This window comes from Streptococcus sp. BS35b (genome assembly GCF_000286475.1).
GTDB classification, from domain to species: Bacteria; Bacillota; Bacilli; order Lactobacillales; family Streptococcaceae; genus Streptococcus; species Streptococcus oralis_W.
Window position 1 is genome coordinate 98,315 of the sequence record NZ_ALKH01000012.1, and the last position, 19,679, is coordinate 117,993.

Genomic DNA, 19,679 nt, shown 5'->3' on the forward strand with positions numbered 1-19,679 from the left:
CATTCTATCTAAAATAAGTTCATGTAAAAAGCATGAATACTGTTTACCAGATTGGTAAAAGCATTCAACCAGAGTAAGGCAGACAGTCCATAGCGCTTCTTACGAAAAGCCTGTGCTCCAGTCAAAATACAGATCACACACAAAAAAGCTGTGAAAAATCCAAATATACTGCGCTCCATTAGACTTCCTTTCTATCTCGGTATTCGATGGTAAAATCATAGTCGTTTTTCTCATCTCGGGTGTAAGATTTGCTTGCAACTGTTTCAAAACGAGACAAGTCAAACTCCTCAGGGAAATAGGTATCTCCCTCCACCTGAGCATGAATCTGTGTCACGATGATTTCATCTAAATAAGGCTCAAAAGCCTGAAAAATCTGTTTTCCGCCAATGATATAGAGATTTTTTTCCTGACTCTGATACCACGCTAAAACAGACTCCACATCTTGAAATACGAGCGCCCCATCTATGACCTCTTCGCTATTGCGCGTTAAAATCAGGGTTTGCCGTTTTGGAAGCAGACGACGTCCCATGCCATCAAAGGTCACTCGTCCCATCAGTATGGCATGATTTAAAGTTGTTTCCTTAAAATGTTGCAACTCTGCTGGCAAATGCCAAGGGAGACGATCTTCCTCCCCAATCACACCTTTTTCATCCTGGGCCCAAATGGCTATGATTTTCTTTGTCATGCTTCCGTCCTTTTTATTGATATTACTATTTTATCAAAATTCTCCCAAAAAGACTGTTTTGAAACGCGCGCAAAAGAGAGAAAAGGAGCAGGCATCATTTAGCCTGCTCCTCTCGTCCCTAGGACATATATTTTTTTGCTTCTGATTCGATTTTTTCGACCACTTCCTGGATACTTAGTCCAGTTGTGTCAAGGTAAACTGCATCCTCAGCCTGTTTGAGAGGTGAGGTTTCACGATGACTATCCTTGTAGTCACGCGCAGCAATCTCTTCTTTCAGCGTTTCAAGGTCTGTTTCAATCCCTTTAGCAATATTTTCCTTGTAACGACGTTCTGCTCTTTCTTCAACAGAAGCCACTAGGAAAATCTTGAGTTCAGCTTGTGGTAAAACAACTGTCCCGATATCACGGCCATCCATGACGATACCACCTTGCTGGGCAATCTCTTGCTGAAGAGAAACCAGTTTCTCACGCACCTCAGGAATGGCAGCAATGCTTGAAACCTTGTTGGTCACTTCATTTTCACGAATAGGATGAGTGATATCCACATCCCCTACAAAAACAAGTTGTTCGCCTGTTTCTGAACGTCCAAAACTAATGGGGTGTTGGTTAAGAAGCTCAAGAAGTTGGTCTACATTTCCTGCATCCAACTGGTGCTTAAGCGCTATATAAGTCGCAGCACGGTACATAGCGCCCGTATCGAGATAAGTGTAACCAAAATCTTTAGCGACAATCTTTGCAACCGTACTCTTACCACTGGAAGCTGGACCATCAATAGCAATTTGAATTGTCTTCATTCCCGACTCCTATCTTGTCTTAATCACATCACCTGGGTTGGCAAACCAAGATCCAGATGACATGTGAGAAGGATTTAGGGCTTCTAATTGAGCAATGGAAATCCCTGCACGTTGAGCAAGAGCTGCCTCACCCTCTCCAGGATGCACAGTGAGTGTTCCTTCTCCTTCTGTGTGCTCTTCTGAACTGCTCTCTGAAGGAGTTGTTTCAGAAGAAGATGTTTCCTCTACCTTGCTACTTGAAGATGACGATGCTTCTACTTTAGAACTTGAACTTGTAGAAGGAGACGATGTATCATAGAAGTCCTTCAAAGATGAAGTACGATTGCTTCCTCCGGTTGATAAGTAAATCAATACAACCACCATCGCTACAACGATCACAAAGAAGAGGCTAGCTAGAACTGTTAAGACACGATTGGCAACAGCGCCTTTTCCTTTTTGTTTACGGCGACGACGCTCTGATCTTGATTCTTCCTCACTATTTTCATAGATATCTTCTTGCCATGGTTCCTTTGCCATACCTTACTCCTTGTATTTTTTAAACTTTCTTATTACAATATAAATATGAAACTCACACTTATACCTGAACGGTGCATCGCCTGCGGGCTTTGCCAAACCTATTCTGAACTCTTTGATTACCATGATAATGGAATCGTTCGATTTTGCGATGATCCAGTTGAATTGCAAAGAGAAATCGCTGAGAACAGCGATGTTCTGGAGGCCATCAAAAATTGTCCTACACGTGCACTTCTAAAAGATCCATCATAGTTTAAAAGGGAGATTGATTTTGTAGATTCTCTTTATCACTTTAATCCCTTCACCTACTAGTTTAGCATATTTCTAGGTAAAATTATAGTCTTTTCCGGTTATTTTTTCCTTCAAAAATAGAAAGATCACTTTTTTCTTTGATGAGGTAGAGTGGTCTTTTTTTGGTTTCCAGGTAAATCTTACTGATATACTTGCCCAGAATCCCAATGGTCAGAAGTTGAATCCCCCCAAGAAAGAGAATGACGGCCATCAGAGAGGTCCAGCCAGATGTTGGATTTCCCAAAATAAGAGTCCGAAATACTACAAAAACAGTCATCATAAAGGAAATAAAACAAGATAGAAGTCCAGCTACAAAGGCTATACTCAAGGGGAAATCTGAAAAATTGAGAATCCCTTCAATTGAGTAGAAAAAGAGCTGTCTAAAACTCCAACTGGTCTTTCCAGCCTGTCTTTCAACGTTTGGATAATCAAGATAGTGCGTTTTAAAGCCCACCCAGGCAAAGAGCCCTTTAGAGAACCGATTGGACTCGGTCAGGGTTAAAATAGCATCTACCACAGATCTTCTCATCATCCGGAAATCACGGACGCCTGAGGGCAGAGCCACTGGGCTAATTTTTTGCATGAGGCGATAAAAAAGATCAGCACAGAAACTGCGAAAGAAGGGTTCTCCCTCCCGACTGGTTCTGCGCGTTCCAACACAGTCCAAGTTCGCATCCTGGTCTAGTAAGGCTTTCATCTCAAGTAGCATACCGGGAGGGTCCTGGAGGTCTGCATCCATCACAACCACCAGGTCCCCAGTCGCATACTGTAAACCTGCGTACAGAGCTGCCTCCTTCCCAAAATTTCGCGAGAACGAGATATAATGCACCGCAGGATTTTGCTCCCGATAAGCCTTCAAGAGCTCTAAGGTTCCATCGCTTGAGCCATCGTCTACAAAGACATACTCGACCTCTGCTCCCAGATCAGGAAGCAAATCTTCAACAGACTGATAAAAAAGAGGAAGTACTTCCTCTTCATTTAAACAGGGGACAATGATCGAAATCATTATCTTAGTCTTCAAATCCATTTGGATGCTTACTTTGCCAACGCCATGCGTCTTCACACATTTTCGTGATATCAAATTCTGCTTCCCATCCGAGTTCTGCTTTGGCTTTTGCAGGATCTGAATAGCAGGCAGCGATGTCTCCTGGGCGGCGTTCTACGATGCGGTAAGGAATTGGATGTCCCACTGCTTTTTCCATATTTTGAATAATTTCAAGAACAGAGTAGCCCTTGCCTGTTCCAAGGTTATAAATGTTAAGGCCAGACCCCTTTTGGATTTTTTGAAGAGCTGCAACGTGACCTTTGGCTAGGTCTACGACGTGGATATAGTCACGAACACCAGTTCCATCTTCCGTATCGTAATCGTCTCCGAAGACTTGCACTTGCTCTAATTTTCCAACAGCTACCTGAGTCACATATGGTAAGAGATTGTTTGGAATTCCATTAGGATTTTCTCCTAAATCTCCGCTCTCATGTGCTCCGATTGGGTTAAAGTAACGAAGCAAGACCACATTCCATTCTGAGTCTGCTTTGTAGATATCAGTCAAGATTTCTTCTAGCATGAGTTTGGTACGACCATAAGGGTTGGTCACTGAAAGTGGGAAATCTTCTAAGATTGGAACTGTGTGAGGATCTCCGTAAACTGTCGCAGAAGAGCTGAAGATGATATTCTTACAGTTTGCTTCTTCCATAACTTTTAAAAGACTAAGAGTTCCAGCGATATTGTTGTCATAGTAGGCAAGAGGGATACGTGTTGATTCACCTACAGCCTTCAAACCAGCAAAGTGAATCACACCTGTTGGCTCTTCTCGCTTGAAAATATCTCTGAGAGTATCAGTATCACGGATATCTGCCTCATAGAAAGGAATTTCGACTCCTGTGATTTTTTCAACAACTTCTAAACTTTTACGATGACTATTAACAAGGTTATCCACTACAACCACTTGATGACCTGCTTGGATCAACTCAATAACAGTGTGGGTTCCGATAAAACCGGCACCACCAGTTACCAAAATTTTTTCTTGCATCTTTTTTCCTCGATTCTCGAATTATTTTTTCTTATTTTACCATTTTTGGTAGGGAATGTCATTTGCCATCCTAGAGGGGAGACTAAAATTTTAGTAAAATGCTTATACTCTTCGAAAATCTCTTCAAACAATGTCAGCTTCGCCTTTCCGTGGGTATGGTTACTGACTTCGTCAGTTCGATCCACAACCTCAAAACAGTGTTTTGAGCTGACTTCATCAGTTTTCTATCCACAGTCTCAAAGCCATGCTTTGAGCAGCCTGTGGCTAGCTTCCTAGTTTGTTCTTTGATTTTCATTGAGTATTATTCGCTTTTTACTCGTTTGACATAGTTTGCAATGGGATAATTTTCAGGGTCCAAGGTCAACTCCTTGTCTTGGACCAGCTGGGCTAGATGGTAACCGATGATAGGACCCGTTGTGAGACCTGATGAACCTAGACCACTAGCCGCATAAACACCTTCTAAGCCTGGGACTTGTCCAAAAAATGGGGAGAAATCACTGGTGTAGGCACGGATTCCCACACGCTCATCTCTGGAAGTCGCTTTAGCCAAGGCTGGATAGTGAGGCAAGGCCATATCCTCCATTTGTTGGAGTAAGGTTTCATCTACCGTCAAATCAAATCCCATGTCATTTTCATGAGTAGCGCCTAAGGACAATTTCCCACCTACAAAAGGGATCAAATCCCACTCCCCTTCCGGCATGACAACAGGGTAAGATTCCATGTCTTGGGCAAGCTGATAATCTCGGAGTTGCCCCTTTTGGGGACGAATATCTACCTCATATCCTAAAGGCTCCAAAATGTCCCTCAACCAAGCTCCCGTCGCTAGAATAACCTGGTCAAATACCTCTTCACCAATCTGATAACCGGATGTTAAAGGTGTCAGAGTCACTTTTTCTTTGACCAGCTTGACCTGACTAGCTTCTAGCAAACTAGTCACTAAGAGGTGGCCATCCACCCGTGCCCCACCAGAAGCGTAGAGCAGGCGATCAAATCCCTGCAAACCAGGGAATAATTCATTTGCAGACGCTTGGTCTAAAATGGCTAACTGGCCTATCAAGGGAGATTCTTCCCTGCGCTGAAGGGCTAGTTCATAGAGTTCTTCCAACTTGGATTCATCCTTTTTCAAGAGAAAAACTCCCGAACGCTGGTAAAAGTCGATCTCCTGACCAGATTTTTCTAAATCAGCCAACAAATCCACATAAAAGTCAGCCCCCAAGCGTGCCATCTTGTACCAAGCTTTATTGCGGCGTTTTGAAAACCAAGGACTGATAATTCCTGCTGCAGCCTTGGTTGCCTGACCTTGACCATGGTCAAAAACGGTCACTTCTAGGTCACTTTCTTTCGAGAGGTAGTAGGCAGCTGTCGCCCCCACAATCCCTGCTCCAATAATGGCAACTTTTTTCATTGTCTTCACCTTCTAACTAGATATGGTGGAAAGGATCGGTCGATGCCTGACTAGGCAAGATATCAATAGACCAGCCCTTCTCTTCCTTCCATTGAGTAAGAAGTGCTGCGATTTTTTCCACAAAAAGCACTTCGATATAATGTCCTGGATCCAATGCCAGCAAGCCATCAGACAACATATCCTGAGCTGTGTGGTAGTAGATATCCCCAGTGATATAGACATCTGCTCCCTTAGCTAAAGCATCCTTATAGAAAGATTGGCCACTTCCGCCACAGATAGCCACTCTTGAAATAGGCTTTTGCAAATCAATCTCTTGATAATGTACCATTCGAAGGCTATCTAGACCAAAGACTTGTTTGACATGCTGGGCAAATTCCCCAAATGTCTGAGGCTGAATATTCCCAATCCGTCCAATCCCACGTTCAGTGCCTGTTTCCTGCAGATAGGTCGTGTCCTCAATACCTAGCATCTGGCAGAACCAGTCATTTAACCCGTTATCAACGATGTCAATATTGGTATGGCTGGCATAAACTGCAATGTCATGCTTGATCAGGTCGATGTAAATCTGATTTTGCGGACGGCTGGCTACCAAGTCCTTGATGGGACGAAAGATAGGCGCGTGCTTAACGATAATCAAGTTCACACCCTTTTCAATGGCTTCAGCAACCGTCTCTTCTCGAATATCAAGGGCAACCATGACCCTTTGGATATCCTTGTCTAAAGTACCAATTTGCAGGCCACGACTGTCACCCTCCATTGAAAATTCCTGAGGGCAAAAGGCTTCATACGCGTTAATCACTTCACTTGCTAGCATGGAGCACCTCCTTGATGGCTTGAATTTTATCTACAAGAACTTGACGTTCCTCCAGATTTTTTTCTGGGATTTGGCTAAGAGCAAATTCTAGCTTAGCCGCTTCTTTTTGCCATTTTTGGATAAAGACTGGGCTGACTTCTTTGGACAAGAAAGGTCCAAAACGGACATCACTTGCTGATAGCTTCATTTGTCCTGCTTCCACAACTAGAATTTCATAAAATTTGCCAGCTTCTTCTAGGATGCTTTCTGCTACGATCTGAAAACCGTGGTCTTGCAACCAAATGCGCAAGTCGTCTTCTCGATTATTGGGCTGGAGGATTAAACGCTCTACATTAGCCAGCTTGTCCAAGCCTTCTTCCAATATCCTAGCAATCAAACGGCCACCCATACCAGCAATGGTGATAACAGAGACTTGGTCTGCCTCTTCAAAGGCTGCCAAGCCATTGGCTAAACGAACTTGGATTTTCTCCTTTAGAGCGTGACTTTCAACATTTTTAACCGCTGACTGGTAGGGACCTTCCACCACCTCACCTGCAATGGCACTTTTGATTTTTCCTCTTTCAACCAAGTCAATCGGCAGATAAGCATGGTCACTCCCTACATCTAGTAAAATGGCACCTTGTGGCACAAAGGACGCCACCAATTCTAATCTCTTTGAAATCATCTTCTCTCACTTTCCAAAACTCTATTACCTTTTATTATACCATACTTCAGCTAGCAATCTTGCACCTAAAAAGACCACAATCCACAGATTGCAGTCTTTCTTTATTTTCTAGCTTGGTAACGACTGGTTAGAATGAAAATCACCGTAAATACCAGCATCATGGCCCCATAAACAGGGAATGTTTGTCCTGTAAGTGTCGAAATTTCAAGCAGTTTCTGGATTCTTGGGAAGAGAGCTGTGGCTAGGAAACCACCTACTGACCAGACAATCAAGAGGACACGCCAGAGGGTAAATGGCATGCAGGCTCTAAATACAGATAAGAAACCGATAGACCCCAAGAGATAATAGAGTAGGGTTGAGATTTCTAACTCAGACCAACCTTGACTCGCTCCAAAAATTTTCACAAAAAGAACGCTGAACACAACCATCAGTGCGCTTGGTAGGGCACGAAGCATGGATTTTCTGAGGAAGTTTGCTTCGACTGGTTTGATATTTCGCTCAAAAGTCAGAACAAATGGCGGGAACCCTTCCACGAACTGGTCAATCATGGTAATCTGGATTGGAATGAAGGGGAAAATCAAGATCCATTCAGACCGCCCTAGTAAAACACTAGCAATACAAATCACCGCGAGCAAGAAGGAATAAATCGTCTTAATCAAGAAAATCGGTGCAATGTGGGCAATGTTATTAACCACGCGACGACCTTCAAAGAGAATCTCAGGAACATCATTAAAGTCTGAGTTCAAGAGAACTAGATTGGCGATCTGGCGAGTCGCCGGATCTCCCTCCGCCATCACGATCGAACAATCTGCCTCACGAAGGGCCAGGATATCATTGACTCCGTCCCCTGTCATTGCCGTTGTATGCCCTGCTTTTTTCAGCGTTTGGATGATGAGTTTCTTTTGATGAGGGGAAACACGTCCGAAAATAGCTGTCTCTTCAGCCATGGCAATCAATTCCTCATCCGTGATTTTTGAGCAATCTACATAGCTGTGATAATCCGCAAAGCCAGCCTTCTGGGCAATGCTGGACACTGTAACTGGATTGTCACCAGAGATAATTTTGAGTCCCACTTCCTGAGAACGGAGATAGTCCAGCGTCTCAGCTGCTCCTTCTCGAATAGGGTCCAAGATTTCCAGCAAGGCTAGAGCCTGAATATCAGATGGTTTCTGTGGTTTGTGATGATCTAGTTTTTCCTGACTGAGAGCCAAGACTAAGACACGAGAACCTCGCTCCAAGGCCTCTCTAGCTTCAGGGACTTCATTTTCCAACAACATTTCAGGCGCACCTAAGAAAACCGTTCCTAGCCCTTCTAACTCCATAGCTCCCCACTTGCGGTCGCTTGAGAAAGGAAGATTCGAAAGCATAGGATAGGCAACCTGTCCTTGGAAACGCTGACGAATGGCTTGGGCGGTTGGATTTTTATCCTCACTGTGAGCGATATAGCTAGTCAAAATGCTGGCAATAGCCTCGTCACCATATGTTTCCGTCAGAGGAAGAATAGCCTCCACCTGCATCTTTCCTTGGGTGATGGTGCCCGTCTTGTCCAGACAGAGCATATCCACGCGCGCCAAGGTCTCGACAGAGTACATCTCCTGCACCAAGACCTTTTTCAAGCCCAGCTTGATCACCGCAGTCAAGAGCGAAGTAATGGTCAAAAGGGCGATTCCCTTGGGCAACATTCCCAAAAGGGCAGTCGATGAATTTACAACGGATGACTTGAGGGGCAAACCCTTTAAAATCAAGGCTTCTAACAAGAGAGCTAGACCAAAGGGAATGATAATCTTCCCAGTAAAACCAGCTAACTTGTCCAACGATTTCATGATACGGGAGTTGATCGGTTTTACTGTCTTAGCTTCTAGCATGAGTTTGGAAGCATAGTTTTCTGCCCCGACATGGTGGACTTGAGCCAAAACTGCACCACTAGCTAGGAAACTGCCCGATAAAAGCAGAGCATCCACTTCCTTTTGCACCAAATCACTCTCACCCGTCAACATGGCTTCATTGACTTCCGCAAATCCTTCCAGAACCAGGGCATCACTAGGAATCTGCTCTCCCGCAGACAAACGAATGACATCTCCTAGGACTAATTCTTCTGGATCGAGAGCGACTTCTTGACCATCACGGATGGTTTTGACCTTTTCCTTGGTCATGAGATTGAGCTTGTCCACCATATGTTTGGCCCGTAGCTCAGTCACAATCCCAGAAAAAGCGTTAAAGCAGATAACAGCAAAGAAGACCAGATTGCTCCAAGCCTGCACAAAGGCCAGCGCTAGAGCAATAACAAAGTTTAATGCGTTAAAAAGTGTAAAAACATTTCGTTTGATGATTTGCCAAGTACTGGTACTAGCTGATGCGGTAAAGTCATTGACCAAACCTTGAGCCTGTCTTTCTTTGACTTCTCTTTGGGTTAATCCCATTATCTTATTTTTATCCATAAAATCTATCATATCATTTTTTTTAAAAGAATTCTAATCCCATCTAAAACTGTTGGCTGATAACTGAAAAAGTTTGCCAGCAGTCTTTTGATAAGGTATAATAATAAAAGCAATACAATCGAAGGAGATCTCATGTTTTATACTTATTTGCGTGGACTAGTCATGCTGATCTTGTGGTCCATCAATGGCAATGCCCACTATCACAATACTGATAAAATCCCTAGCCGAGACGAAAACTATATCCTCGTCGCACCTCACCGTACCTGGTGGGATCCTGTTTACATGGCCTTTGCGACCAAGCCAAAACAGTTCATCTTTATGGCCAAAAAAGAGCTGTTTAACAACCGCATCTTTGGCTGGTGGATCCGTATGTGTGGCGCCTTTCCTATCGATCGGGAAAAACCTAGTGCCTCTGCCATCAAGTACCCTATCAACGTCCTCAAAAAAAGCGACCGCTCTCTCATCATGTTTCCAAGTGGGAGCCGTCACTCAAACGATGTCAAGGGTGGCGTAGCCCTGATTGCCAAGATGGCCAAGGTCCGTATCATGCCCGTCACATACACAGGTCCTATGACCTTGAAAGGCTTGGTTAGCCGTGAACGTGTGGATATGAACTTTGGAAATCCTATCGATATCTCAGACATCAAGAAAATGAATGATGAAGGGATTGAAATGGTTGCAGACCGCATCCAAGCTGAATTCCAACGTTTAGACGAAGAAACCAAGCAATGGCACAATGATAAAAAACCAAACCCACTCTGGTGGTTTGTCCGAATCCCTGCCCTCATCCTTGCTGTGGTTGTTGGTATCCTAACGATTATCTTTACCTTCATTGCAAGCTTTATCTGGAATCCAGATAAGAAGAGAGAGGCTCTTGGTTAAAAAATACAATTATCCCTTGGCAAAAGCCAAGGGATAATTCTTTTATTTGATTTTCCATTTTTGGGCCAACCAGCTGGAAAAAGCTAGAAATCGCTCAGCAACTTGCTCATGATGCCCATAGGGATCAAAGACAAACTGACCAGTCGGATAACGTTTCTGAAGACTGGTATGGATCTGCTCAGCATAGGCTGGTGCTTGACCCAAACGATTGGTATGATGGGCTCCTTCTGTTTGACCATTCTGTAAATACAGTAAACAGTCCAAATTTTTCACCTTTTCTTCCTTGCAATAAGTCACAAAATCAGGAAACCAAAAGGAACCACAGATAGAGAAGATACAGGAGACTTTATCAAAGCTGAAAAGACTGTATACTGCCGCCAAGCCACCTAGTGAGTAGCCTCCATAAGCAAGGCGATTTTTGTCTAGGCGATAAAGCGACTGCAACTTGTCTAAAAGACCTCCAAATAAATGACCATGATAGGCAGTTGCCTGACCGCCAAAATCTGGAGCCCCCTCTCTCAGAGCAGCTGCCTTCCAGGGAGTGTAGTCGTCTAGGCGATTTTTAGAGGTCAAGCCCACTAAAATCACAGATTCTGAAAGGGAAGAGAGGAAATCCAAGTTTCCATCATTCAAGAGAACAGCTGGATAGGTTTGGTTAGGATCATAGGTCGAAGGAAGGCTGACCTTGACTTGGATCCCTTCCCAGTCAAACTCATTATTTATTGATAAAGTCATTGATTTTCTCAAGGGAATCAATCACTGCTGGACCATAGTCCATTAACTCATCGTAAGAAATGGTCATGATTTTTTGATTCTTAATAGCAGGAACATTTTCCAAAACTTCATTTGCCTTCATCAACTCTACTGCGTTAGCATCCAATTTTTTATTGCGGTCGCTGGTTACATAGATAATCAACTCAGGATCCATTGACACGAGATTTTCCAAGGTCAAGCCTGATGTTCCCGTTGCAACGTTTGTATAACCAAGTTGATTCAACAAGCTTTCTTGCAAAGCAGACTTGTATGCTCCAAAGGTTTCGTCATTATAAGCAACCATAATCAAAGCCTTTTTCTTTTCACCTTGGCTTGCTGGATTTGCTTTCTTAACAGCGTCAATTTTAGCTTGTAATTGGGCTGCGTATTCATTGGCCTTGTCCTGCACATTAAAAATCATTCCAAGATTTTTGACATCTTCTACGATATTTCCCAAATCTTGCTGAATCGTTGAAAGAGATGCTTTTTGTGTATAGACTGGGATTTTATTTTCATTCCAAGCGCTAACTGTTCCCAAGGATTTTTCAGAAAACATCATGTTTCGACCCATCACCGCATCTGGTTCATAAGAAAGGACTGTTTCTTGTGAGACTGTTTTTTTGTCCCCAATTTGAGGAATCGTCGCAATCGCGTCCTTGTATTTGTCTGTTACAGCATTGTCCGGGTTGAGCATGCCAGCAATTTTATCCTTCAAGCCTAACTCTAACAAGATTTCAGTTGTTGAAAGATTGTTGGTAATAACTTTTTCAGGTGCCTTATCAAAGACTTGTTCGACTTCATTTCCCTTAGCGTCGTAGGTCTTGACCGTTAACGGATAAGTCGTCTCTGTGCTGGCCTTTTGACTTGTTTCTGTGCTAGACTGTGTGGTAGCTTTTTCTGTAGTAGTGTTACCACAAGCTGCCATGGTTAGGGTAGCTACTGTTACGAGTAAAATGCTTAGTGTTTTTTTCATCTTGTTTTCCTTTTTATTTTTATAAATAGTGAATCATGGCTTGCTGATCCTCAGTCCAAGTAACCTGACTTTGAACTCCGTATACAGTTTGCAATGACTCAGGGGTGATGGTCTCCTTTGGAGTCCCTTGGTAAAGGATTTCTCCCTCTTTCATCAGGTAGAGATAATCCGAATAGCGACAAGCAAGTTGAATATCATGCAGGACAGCTAAAACATTGACCTTGAGATTCTTCACAATAGCCAACAAGTCTAACTGATACTTGATATCTAGGTGATTGGTTGGCTCGTCCAGGAGCAAGAGAGTCGGTTCTTGCGCTAAGGCGCGGGCCAATAAGACTCGTTGTTTCTCTCCCCCTGAAAGAGACGAATAGAGACGAGTTTTCTTCTCAAGCATATCCACCTTGACGAGAGCATCTTGAACGAGGGCATAATCCCTTTCCTTTTCCTTCTGTAAAAAAGAGAGGTGGGGAGTTCTTCCCAGCAAGACGATTTCCTCAACTGTACAATCAAACTGCAATTGATTAAACTGGGTAACAACTGCCATTTGCTTGGCTGTTTCTTTGAGTGACCAATGCTCCAGCGGCTTTCCATCTAGGCTTATCAAGCCTTTGTCTGCCTTTTCCTGGCGATAGAGGAGTTTAAGCAGGCTGGTTTTTCCACTTCCATTTGGCCCTAGTATCGTATGAAATTGATGCCCCTCAACCTTAAGAGAAACTCCTTTGAGGATTTTTTTCTCTCCTAGTCCAAAGTGGACATCCTGACAAATCAAGTCCATATCAGGCCCTCACCTCCCTTCGCCTACCTCCAACAATGTAGATAAAGAAGGGAGCACCTACTAAGGCTGTGAAAATACCAATCGGCAGCTCAGCATTTGGAATGATGACACGAGAGAGTACATCTGCCCAGACCACAAAGAGGGCACCCAGTATGGTTGCAACAGGAAAAAGTCTTCTGTAATTCGTTCCTACTAACCCTCGAGCTAAGTGAGGAGTAATGAGACCAACAAATCCAATAATCCCACAAGTTGCTACTAAGACTGCTGTCAGCACAGCCACCATGGTCACATAAAGATACCAATAAAAGCGTAAGGGAATCCCCAAAGTTAAAGCAGCCTCATCTCCCATCATCATCGCATTAAAAACACGATACTGAGTTGAGAAAAATAGAAAGGCCATACCTACTACTATAGTTGGCAGGACTAAGTCAGACCAGGTAGTCCCGGCAAGCGAACCCATGGTCCAAAACTTAATGGTCATCACACTGTCCGCATTAGCGCCAACTGAGATAATAAAGTTGGAAAAAGCCAGAAAGAGAGCATTGACCACCGTTCCTGATAAGATCAGACTAGAAGTCGTCATCCTTCCCTGCATAGAGGCAATGATAAGAACAGCAATGGTTGCCAAAATAGCTCCAAGAAAAGCTCCAAGGCTAATCATCACTTTTAAACCAAGAATGATGCTCAAGGTTGCCCCTAGAGTTGCGCCCGCAGAGATGCCTAAGACATAGGGTTCAGCGATGGGATTGTTCACTGTAGACTGCATTACGCTACCACACATGGAAAGACCAGCCCCTACTATCAAGCCTAACAATACTCGGGGGAACCTCATGTTCCATACAATGGCAAGAGTGGACTTGGAAACCTCTCCTATCTCAAGAGGAAAACCCAACCTGCTCAAAATAATCCGATAGGTATCTCCTAAATTAATCGCAACGGATCCCATAGAAACTGCTAGAAATAGGGAAATCCCTAAAGCAGCTAGCAAAATACCTAAAAGTAACACAAATTGCAGGTCCCGTCGGCTTCCAGAAAATTTGGAAAGCATGCAAACCTCCTTTGATAGCATCTTAAAAATTTAGAAAATTCTCATGAAAAGTATACCATATTTCCATTAGATGGACAAGGATGGAAATATATATAGAAAAAGCCCTCTGAAGTCAGAGAGCTGATTTGAGCTCGGGCTATAATCCTAGTGAAAAAGATGAAACTCCTTGTGTTCATCGAACACTGTGTCGTTTCCCTATTTTCATACGGATTTTTAACGCCCTTAGCATCATAATTCTTGCTGGATAAAACGTTTATAGACTAGGCGACAAGCCGAAGATTGTACGAAAATGTTAGTAAAACAAAAAATCTCCCCGAAGGGAGAAAATCTGGTTTATTTTACATTACTGTGCTAGGAACCGTAACCAATGATAATACTTGAGTATATCGAGGTAAGGTGACAACATAAAAAGCCCTCTGAAATCAGAGAGCTTTATTCTTGCTGGATAAAACGTTTATAGACTAGGCGACGAGCCGAAGATTGTACTGATGGTACATCAAGGAGAAGGCAACGAAGTATAGAAACGTTTTAGACGCAAGATTAGCGACGAAGTCCAAGAGAGTTGATCAACTCACGGTAACGGTTAACGTCATTTTTACGCAAGTATGCAAGCAAGTTACGACGGCGACCGATTTTCTTCATCAATCCACGGTAAGTAGCGTGGTCTTTTTTGTGTTGTTTGATGTGTTCGTTAAGGTGGTTGATTTCCCAAGTAAGGACAGCAACTTGAACCTCTACTGAACCTGTATCACCTTCGTGACGTGCATATTGTGCGATGATTTCATTTTTTTTCTCTTTTGAGATTGCCATGATATTTCTCCTTTTTATTTGGCTTCATCCGAGTGACAGGTTGGCATGCCTGTAACCAAGAAGAAGTTATTTGTCTTTACGACAGTTCTTATTCTACCAAGAAGCAGGGACTTTGTCAACTGATTTACTGTTTAAAACCTTGAATTACTCTACTGATTTCAGGGCTTCGAGCATATCCACTTTTCTCAAGTGGTGATTGACAAAGACCCCCAGTAAGGTTAAGATTACAGTCACTGCGACGATTGGAAGAGCATAGACTTCCCAGCTGACCTGAGGATAAAAGAGTATGGTGGCAGGTGAAATCATTTGAATCAAAAATTGATGTAAATAGTGGCCAGCTACCAAACCGAGAGCAATTCCCACAAGGGACAGCACCATGGTCTCACGGTAGATATAGAGGGTCACTTCTTTATTATGGAAACCGAGAACCTTAATAGTGGAAAGTTCACGAATACGTTCTGCCACATTGATGTTAGTGAGATTGTAGAGAATGACAATGGCTAGTAAAACCGAAACAAGGACAAGGATTGCCATGGTTTTATTGAGCGAACTAGCCACGGATTCAAAGAGATGGATGGCTGTCGCATTTTGGACGACCCCAGAAACAGCAGCTTTTCCCATGAAAGTAGCCGCTTCTTTCTCCGTATTGGAAGGTGTTGGGTTTTTTAATTTTACTAGGTAGGTATTGTCTTGCGGACTGGTTCCATAGACTTGTTCGTAAGTCGCTCGGTTGAGATAAACAAAGTGTCCAACATAGTTTTCAGAAATAGCCGCGACCTTGATTTCCTTCCCATCAAGCTCCAGCTCGTCCCCAACCGTAACACCTGCTAGTTGGGCTAGTTTTTGACTCACGACCGCTCCATCTGTGATCTGCACCTCTTGGCCATTTTCCTCTAATGCGATAAAGGGCTTGAAGTCTTCTCCACTAGTAACCATCATGGTGATGGTTTGAAGTCCTGCTTTTCCTTTAAAATCTTTTTCAATGGATTTAGAGTAAATCTTTTGATAAGCATGGATAGATTCAGCCTGCAAGGCACTTTCTAAATCTGCTTTTTCTTGCTCACTCGCACTGCTCTTTTCTGCTACAATCATCTGGTATTGCTGGATTTGTTCAAATTGACGATCGACAACTCCTCCCACAGAAGACTGAATGCCAAGACCTGCAAATAGGAGAGCAACCGAACCCGCAACTCCAAAAATGGTCATCAACATCCGTTGCTTATAACGGAAAATATTTCGCGCCGTAACCTTATGAGTAAAACTCAAACGACTCCAAATAAAGCTCAGGCGTTCCAGCAAAATCTTTGATCCCTTAACGGGAGGTTTTGGAAGTAAGAGTTGGGCTGCTTCATCGTGTAGTTCCCTCCGTGCCACCAGATAAGCCGGCAAAACACTGGATACCCAACTTAAGGTTAGGGCAAGGAGGCTATAAGACCAGTAAAAATACTCCTGACTTTTACCAACGACCATCCCAGCTGTTATAACATCCGAAATCACGCCTGCAAGGAGATAATGTCCTAGAAGCGTTCCTAAAATGGTTCCTACAGTTCCTGCAAGAAAACCATAGAGGACAAACTTGGCAATTATATCTTGATTCCGGTAACCTAGGGCCTTGAAAATACCGGCATTGGTACGTTCTTCATCCACAAAGCGAGTCATAGTTGTAAAGGTCACCATTGCAGCGACCATATAAAGCACAACGGGGAAGATATTCCCGACAGAACGAATGCTTGCTGAAGCGTTACTGTACATGAGATATCCTTGACCACCTGGCATAGTTTGGCGGTTGTATACATGGTATTTCGGCTCTGCCAGTTCATCAAGCTCTTTCTGACGCTGTTCAATCTTCTCTTTTTCCTTAGTTAGATCACTCTCTGTCTGAGCCAGTTTTTCTTTTTGAGTCGCCAGTTCTTCCTTTGCTTTTATCAGCTGTCCCTCGATTTGACTCTTTTGCGGTTCTGGTAAAGCGGTCGCTTGTTCTTCTTGGGTTTTCAAGCGACTTTCAGCCTGCTCTAACTGACTATTGCCATTTTGAAAGTTGCTTTCAGCAGTTTGGAGCTGTTCTTTCCCCTCTTCCAAGCTCTTTTGCCCATTTGCTTTGATACCTGCCAATCTTTTTTGACCATTATCGGCTAGCAAATCTTGCAACTCTTCCTGATGTTGGGTTCGTTTGGTCTTATAGTCTGATGAAAAAGCATCCAGATTTTTTAAATCATCATAGCGCACACGCGCAATACTATAAACATCTGAATCAAACTGGCTGGGCAAAATCACTCCATAGCCAGCCAAGCTTCCATTTCCACTGCTAGCACTCCCTAAGTCTTTTTGAGAAAGCATCTCACCCGACTGAACAAATCCAGTAATTGTAAAAGTTTGGGATTTTAGGACGGACTTCCCTTCTTCTTTCTTAGTAAAGGTAATGGTCTGCCCAATCTGATAGCGGTCTTTCCAGAAGTCGGCTAGGGCAATTTCCTTATCAGCCTCTGGCAGTCGCCCTTCTGTCACTTGGAAGGTTGAAATCCCCTCTGGTTTGGAGTAAAGTCGAACTGCTTCCTCACCATTTTCAACGGTTAGGTCTACCATATAGCCAAACTCAACACTTGCTCCTTGAAGGGTTTTTAGTTCGTCCTGGTCTTCTTTGTCCAAGCCATAATCAGCTATCACTGCCAGATCCAAAGTATTGGCTTTACGGAGATAATCCCCTGCCGTACGTTCCATATTTGGACTGGCCACTTTGAGACCAACAAGGGCTAAAGAACCCAGCATCATCAAGGTCAGGATAGAAACAAAGCGTCCCTTTGAAGCCGTCACTGACTGAAATAGGTCTTTCCGATACGTTTTTTTCATGCTAATACTCCAATGTATCGATATCCTGCGGATACTCATTGACCGTCATGCTCTTAACCGTGGCATCGCGCATGTGAATCACCCGATCTGCAATAGGGGCTAGCGCGCCATTGTGGGTCACGATAATCACCGTTGCTCCTTTTTGACGAGACATATCTTGGAGAATCTTCAAGACTTGCTTCCCCGTCTGGTAATCCAAGGCACCTGTCGGTTCATCACAAAGGAGGATTTTAGGATTTTTGGCTACAGCGCGTGCAATGGAGACTCGCTGTTGCTCCCCTCCAGAAAGCTGGGCTGGAAAGTTATTCAGGCGATGAGCCAGACCTACATCTGTCAAGACCTGCTCTGGATCCAAGGCATCTGTCACGATTTCTGAGGCCAACTCCACATTTTCCTTAGCAGTCAGATTGGAGACAAGATTGTAAAACTGAAAAACAAATCCTACATCTTCACGGCGATAATTCGTTCTCTGGTGTGAAGTGTAGTTGGCAATATTGGCACCATCAATCCAAATCTCCCCCTCATCATTGGTATCCATACCTCCTAAAAGATTGAGAACGGTTGATTTTCCAGCACCTGAAGCGCCAAGTATGATGACCAACTCCCCCTTTTCAATTTCAAAATTCACATCACGATTAGCCACAATCTCCGTATCCCCAACCTGGTAACGCTTGTAACTGTGTTTCATTTCAATATAAGCCATCAGACACACCTTCTCTCAAATAAATTACTTCCTATTATCATTATAACGTTTTTTCAACTAGTTGGAAACCAGAAGCAAAAACAAAAAAAGCCCCATAAGACCTATAATGAAAAAGTGACCAAACCCTCATTAGAAAGAATCTTATGGAACAATTAAATTTTATCACAAACATACTCGGAATTAAAGACAAGAACATCATAATCTTGGATTATCTGGATGCTGAAACACATAAAGAAATCATCGCTAAGCTTGATTACCCTACTCCTAAGTGTCTTGACTGTCAAGGACAAATGGCTAAATATGACTTCCAAAAAGAATCTAAAATTCCCTATCTAGAGTGTGCGGGCTACAAAACTCTTATTTGATTGAGAAAACGACGTTTTCGTTGTAAAGTATGCGGTAAAATAGCTGTCGCAGAGACTTCCTTAGTCAAGAAGAACCACCAAATCTCAACGATCGTCAACCAGAAAATCACTCAAAAATTAATCGAGAAAATCCCTATGACAGCTATCGCCGAAAGTTTATCCATCTCTACTTCAACAGTCATTCGTAAATTGAAAGAATTTAAATTCAAGACAGATTTATCTTCCCTTCCAACTCACATGTCTTGGGATGAGTATGGCTTCAAGAAAGGTAAGATGAGCTTCATTGCACAAGATTTTGATTCCAGAAAGATCGTAGCTATCCTTGATGGGCGGACTCAAGTAACTATTCGCAATCATTTCCTTCGTTATTCTAGACAGGTGAGAAGTCGTGTGAAAGTCATTACCATGGACATGTTTAGTCCCTACTACGATATTGCTAGAAAACTTTTTCCAAATGCAAAAATTGTTCTCGACCGCTTTCACATTATCCAGCATCTCAGTCGAGCAATGAATCGCGTACGCATACAAATTATGAATCAGTTTGACAGGAGATCGCACGAATATAAAGCACTGAAACGTTACTGGAAACTCATCCAACAGGATAGCCGTAAACTCAGTGATAAACGATTTTATCGACCAACTTTTCGGTCACACTTGACCAATAAAGAGATTCTAGAAAAGATACTTGCCTACTCTCAAGAACTTAGACAGCACTATAATCTCTATCAACTCCTACTCTTTCATTTTCAAGAGAAACAAACAGACCATTTCTTTAGTCTTATTGACGAAACAGTTTCTTCTGTAAATCCTATTTTTCAAACTGTTTTCAAGACCTTTTCGAAAGATAAAGACAAGATCATGAATGCACTGGAACTTCCCTACTCAAACGC

At 43.0% G+C, this 19,679-nt stretch carries 19 protein-coding genes and 1 pseudogene; 3 read left to right on the top strand and 17 right to left on the bottom strand.

What is annotated here, in order from left to right:
- Nucleotides 1-8 precede the first annotated feature (8 nt).
- From HMPREF1149_RS11580 to HMPREF1149_RS09695, 4 genes are all read right to left on the bottom strand, one after another.
- Nucleotides 9-179, bottom strand: a complete 171-nt coding sequence (locus HMPREF1149_RS11580) for a hypothetical protein (RefSeq protein ID WP_000442251.1) — start codon at nucleotides 177-179, stop codon at nucleotides 9-11.
- On the bottom strand, nucleotides 179-685 hold the full coding sequence (locus tag HMPREF1149_RS09685) for a dihydrofolate reductase (protein WP_000162304.1): 507 nt from the start codon (nucleotides 683-685) through the stop codon (nucleotides 179-181). The genes HMPREF1149_RS11580 and HMPREF1149_RS09685 overlap by 1 nt, the downstream gene beginning before the upstream one ends.
- 118 nt (nucleotides 686-803) lie before the next feature.
- The gene (gene cmk, locus HMPREF1149_RS09690) at nucleotides 804-1,478 is read right to left on the bottom strand and encodes a (d)CMP kinase (protein WP_000849406.1); all 675 of its coding nucleotides are present in this window, start codon (nucleotides 1,476-1,478) and stop codon (nucleotides 804-806) included.
- Nucleotides 1,479-1,487: 9 nt separating this feature from the next.
- Nucleotides 1,488-1,994 carry an SAG1386/EF1546 family surface-associated protein gene (locus HMPREF1149_RS09695; RefSeq protein WP_001040924.1) on the bottom strand — a complete coding sequence of 169 codons (507 nt, stop codon included), beginning with the start codon at nucleotides 1,992-1,994 and terminating at the stop codon, nucleotides 1,488-1,490.
- A gap of 45 nt (nucleotides 1,995-2,039) precedes the next feature.
- Here HMPREF1149_RS09695 and HMPREF1149_RS11410 point away from each other — a divergent pair, with 45 nt between their 5' ends.
- Nucleotides 2,040-2,243 (top strand): ferredoxin, encoded by a 204-nt coding sequence (locus tag HMPREF1149_RS11410; protein ID WP_162278996.1) that lies wholly within the window; start codon nucleotides 2,040-2,042, stop codon nucleotides 2,241-2,243.
- 82 nt (nucleotides 2,244-2,325) lie between these two features.
- On the opposite strand, the gene HMPREF1149_RS09700 is transcribed toward HMPREF1149_RS11410, so the two are convergent.
- The 6 genes from HMPREF1149_RS09700 to HMPREF1149_RS09730 all read right to left on the bottom strand — a co-directional run bounded on the left by HMPREF1149_RS09700 (nucleotide 2,326) and on the right by HMPREF1149_RS09730 (nucleotide 9,633).
- Entirely contained in the window at nucleotides 2,326-3,309 is a 984-nt protein-coding gene (locus HMPREF1149_RS09700) for a glycosyltransferase family 2 protein (RefSeq protein WP_000364600.1), read from the bottom strand.
- Nucleotides 3,293-4,312, bottom strand: coding sequence for a UDP-glucose 4-epimerase GalE (gene galE / locus HMPREF1149_RS09705; RefSeq protein ID WP_001156514.1), 1,020 nt, complete (start codon nucleotides 4,310-4,312; stop codon nucleotides 3,293-3,295). Before galE ends, HMPREF1149_RS09700 begins: the two co-directional genes overlap by 17 nt.
- A 301-nt stretch (nucleotides 4,313-4,613) precedes the next feature.
- Nucleotides 4,614-5,717, bottom strand: a complete 1,104-nt coding sequence (locus HMPREF1149_RS09715; RefSeq protein ID WP_000754637.1) for an NAD(P)/FAD-dependent oxidoreductase — start codon at nucleotides 5,715-5,717, stop codon at nucleotides 4,614-4,616.
- Nucleotides 5,718-5,733: 16 nt separating this feature from the next.
- Nucleotides 5,734-6,531, bottom strand: a complete 798-nt coding sequence (locus HMPREF1149_RS09720) for a Nif3-like dinuclear metal center hexameric protein (RefSeq protein WP_000881147.1) — start codon at nucleotides 6,529-6,531, stop codon at nucleotides 5,734-5,736.
- Complete coding sequence (locus HMPREF1149_RS09725) at nucleotides 6,518-7,195, bottom strand: tRNA (adenine(22)-N(1))-methyltransferase (protein ID WP_000624054.1); 678 nt, start codon at nucleotides 7,193-7,195, stop codon at nucleotides 6,518-6,520. The genes HMPREF1149_RS09720 and HMPREF1149_RS09725 overlap by 14 nt, the downstream gene beginning before the upstream one ends.
- Before the next feature lie 101 nt (nucleotides 7,196-7,296).
- A complete protein-coding gene (locus HMPREF1149_RS09730; protein ID WP_025170466.1) occupies nucleotides 7,297-9,633 on the bottom strand; it encodes a cation-translocating P-type ATPase in 2,337 nt (778 codons plus the stop codon).
- 132 nt (nucleotides 9,634-9,765) lie between these two features.
- On the opposite strand from HMPREF1149_RS09730, the gene HMPREF1149_RS09735 reads away from it, so the two are divergent.
- Nucleotides 9,766-10,515 (top strand): lysophospholipid acyltransferase family protein, encoded by a 750-nt coding sequence (locus tag HMPREF1149_RS09735; RefSeq protein WP_000500183.1) that lies wholly within the window; start codon nucleotides 9,766-9,768, stop codon nucleotides 10,513-10,515.
- 42 nt (nucleotides 10,516-10,557) lie between these two features.
- Here HMPREF1149_RS09735 and HMPREF1149_RS09740 read toward each other — a convergent pair whose 3' ends face one another.
- From HMPREF1149_RS09740 to HMPREF1149_RS09770, 7 genes are all read right to left on the bottom strand, one after another.
- On the bottom strand, nucleotides 10,558-11,250 hold the full coding sequence (locus tag HMPREF1149_RS09740; protein WP_000175781.1) for an alpha/beta hydrolase-fold protein: 693 nt from the start codon (nucleotides 11,248-11,250) through the stop codon (nucleotides 10,558-10,560).
- Entirely contained in the window at nucleotides 11,231-12,241 is a 1,011-nt protein-coding gene (locus HMPREF1149_RS09745) for an ABC transporter substrate-binding protein (protein WP_000753255.1), read from the bottom strand. Before HMPREF1149_RS09745 ends, HMPREF1149_RS09740 begins: the two co-directional genes overlap by 20 nt.
- A 19-nt stretch (nucleotides 12,242-12,260) precedes the next feature.
- On the bottom strand, nucleotides 12,261-13,016 hold the full coding sequence (locus HMPREF1149_RS09750) for an ABC transporter ATP-binding protein (RefSeq protein ID WP_000364120.1): 756 nt from the start codon (nucleotides 13,014-13,016) through the stop codon (nucleotides 12,261-12,263).
- A 1-nt stretch (nucleotide 13,017) separates the two neighbouring features.
- Nucleotides 13,018-14,064 carry a FecCD family ABC transporter permease gene (locus HMPREF1149_RS09755; RefSeq protein WP_000949325.1) on the bottom strand — a complete coding sequence of 349 codons (1,047 nt, stop codon included), beginning with the start codon at nucleotides 14,062-14,064 and terminating at the stop codon, nucleotides 13,018-13,020.
- 540 nt (nucleotides 14,065-14,604) lie between these two features.
- Nucleotides 14,605-14,874 carry a 30S ribosomal protein S15 gene (gene rpsO, locus HMPREF1149_RS09760; protein WP_001018251.1) on the bottom strand — a complete coding sequence of 90 codons (270 nt, stop codon included), beginning with the start codon at nucleotides 14,872-14,874 and terminating at the stop codon, nucleotides 14,605-14,607.
- Nucleotides 14,875-15,018: 144 nt separating this feature from the next.
- A complete protein-coding gene (locus HMPREF1149_RS09765) occupies nucleotides 15,019-17,721 on the bottom strand; it encodes an ABC transporter permease (protein ID WP_000754602.1) in 2,703 nt (900 codons plus the stop codon).
- Nucleotide 17,722: 1 nt separating this feature from the next.
- The gene (locus HMPREF1149_RS09770) at nucleotides 17,723-18,424 is read right to left on the bottom strand and encodes an ABC transporter ATP-binding protein (protein ID WP_000323389.1); all 702 of its coding nucleotides are present in this window, start codon (nucleotides 18,422-18,424) and stop codon (nucleotides 17,723-17,725) included.
- 143 nt (nucleotides 18,425-18,567) lie between these two features.
- Here HMPREF1149_RS09770 and HMPREF1149_RS09775 point away from each other — a divergent pair.
- Nucleotides 18,568-19,679, top strand: a pseudogene (locus HMPREF1149_RS09775) (ISL3 family transposase); the annotation flags it as partial.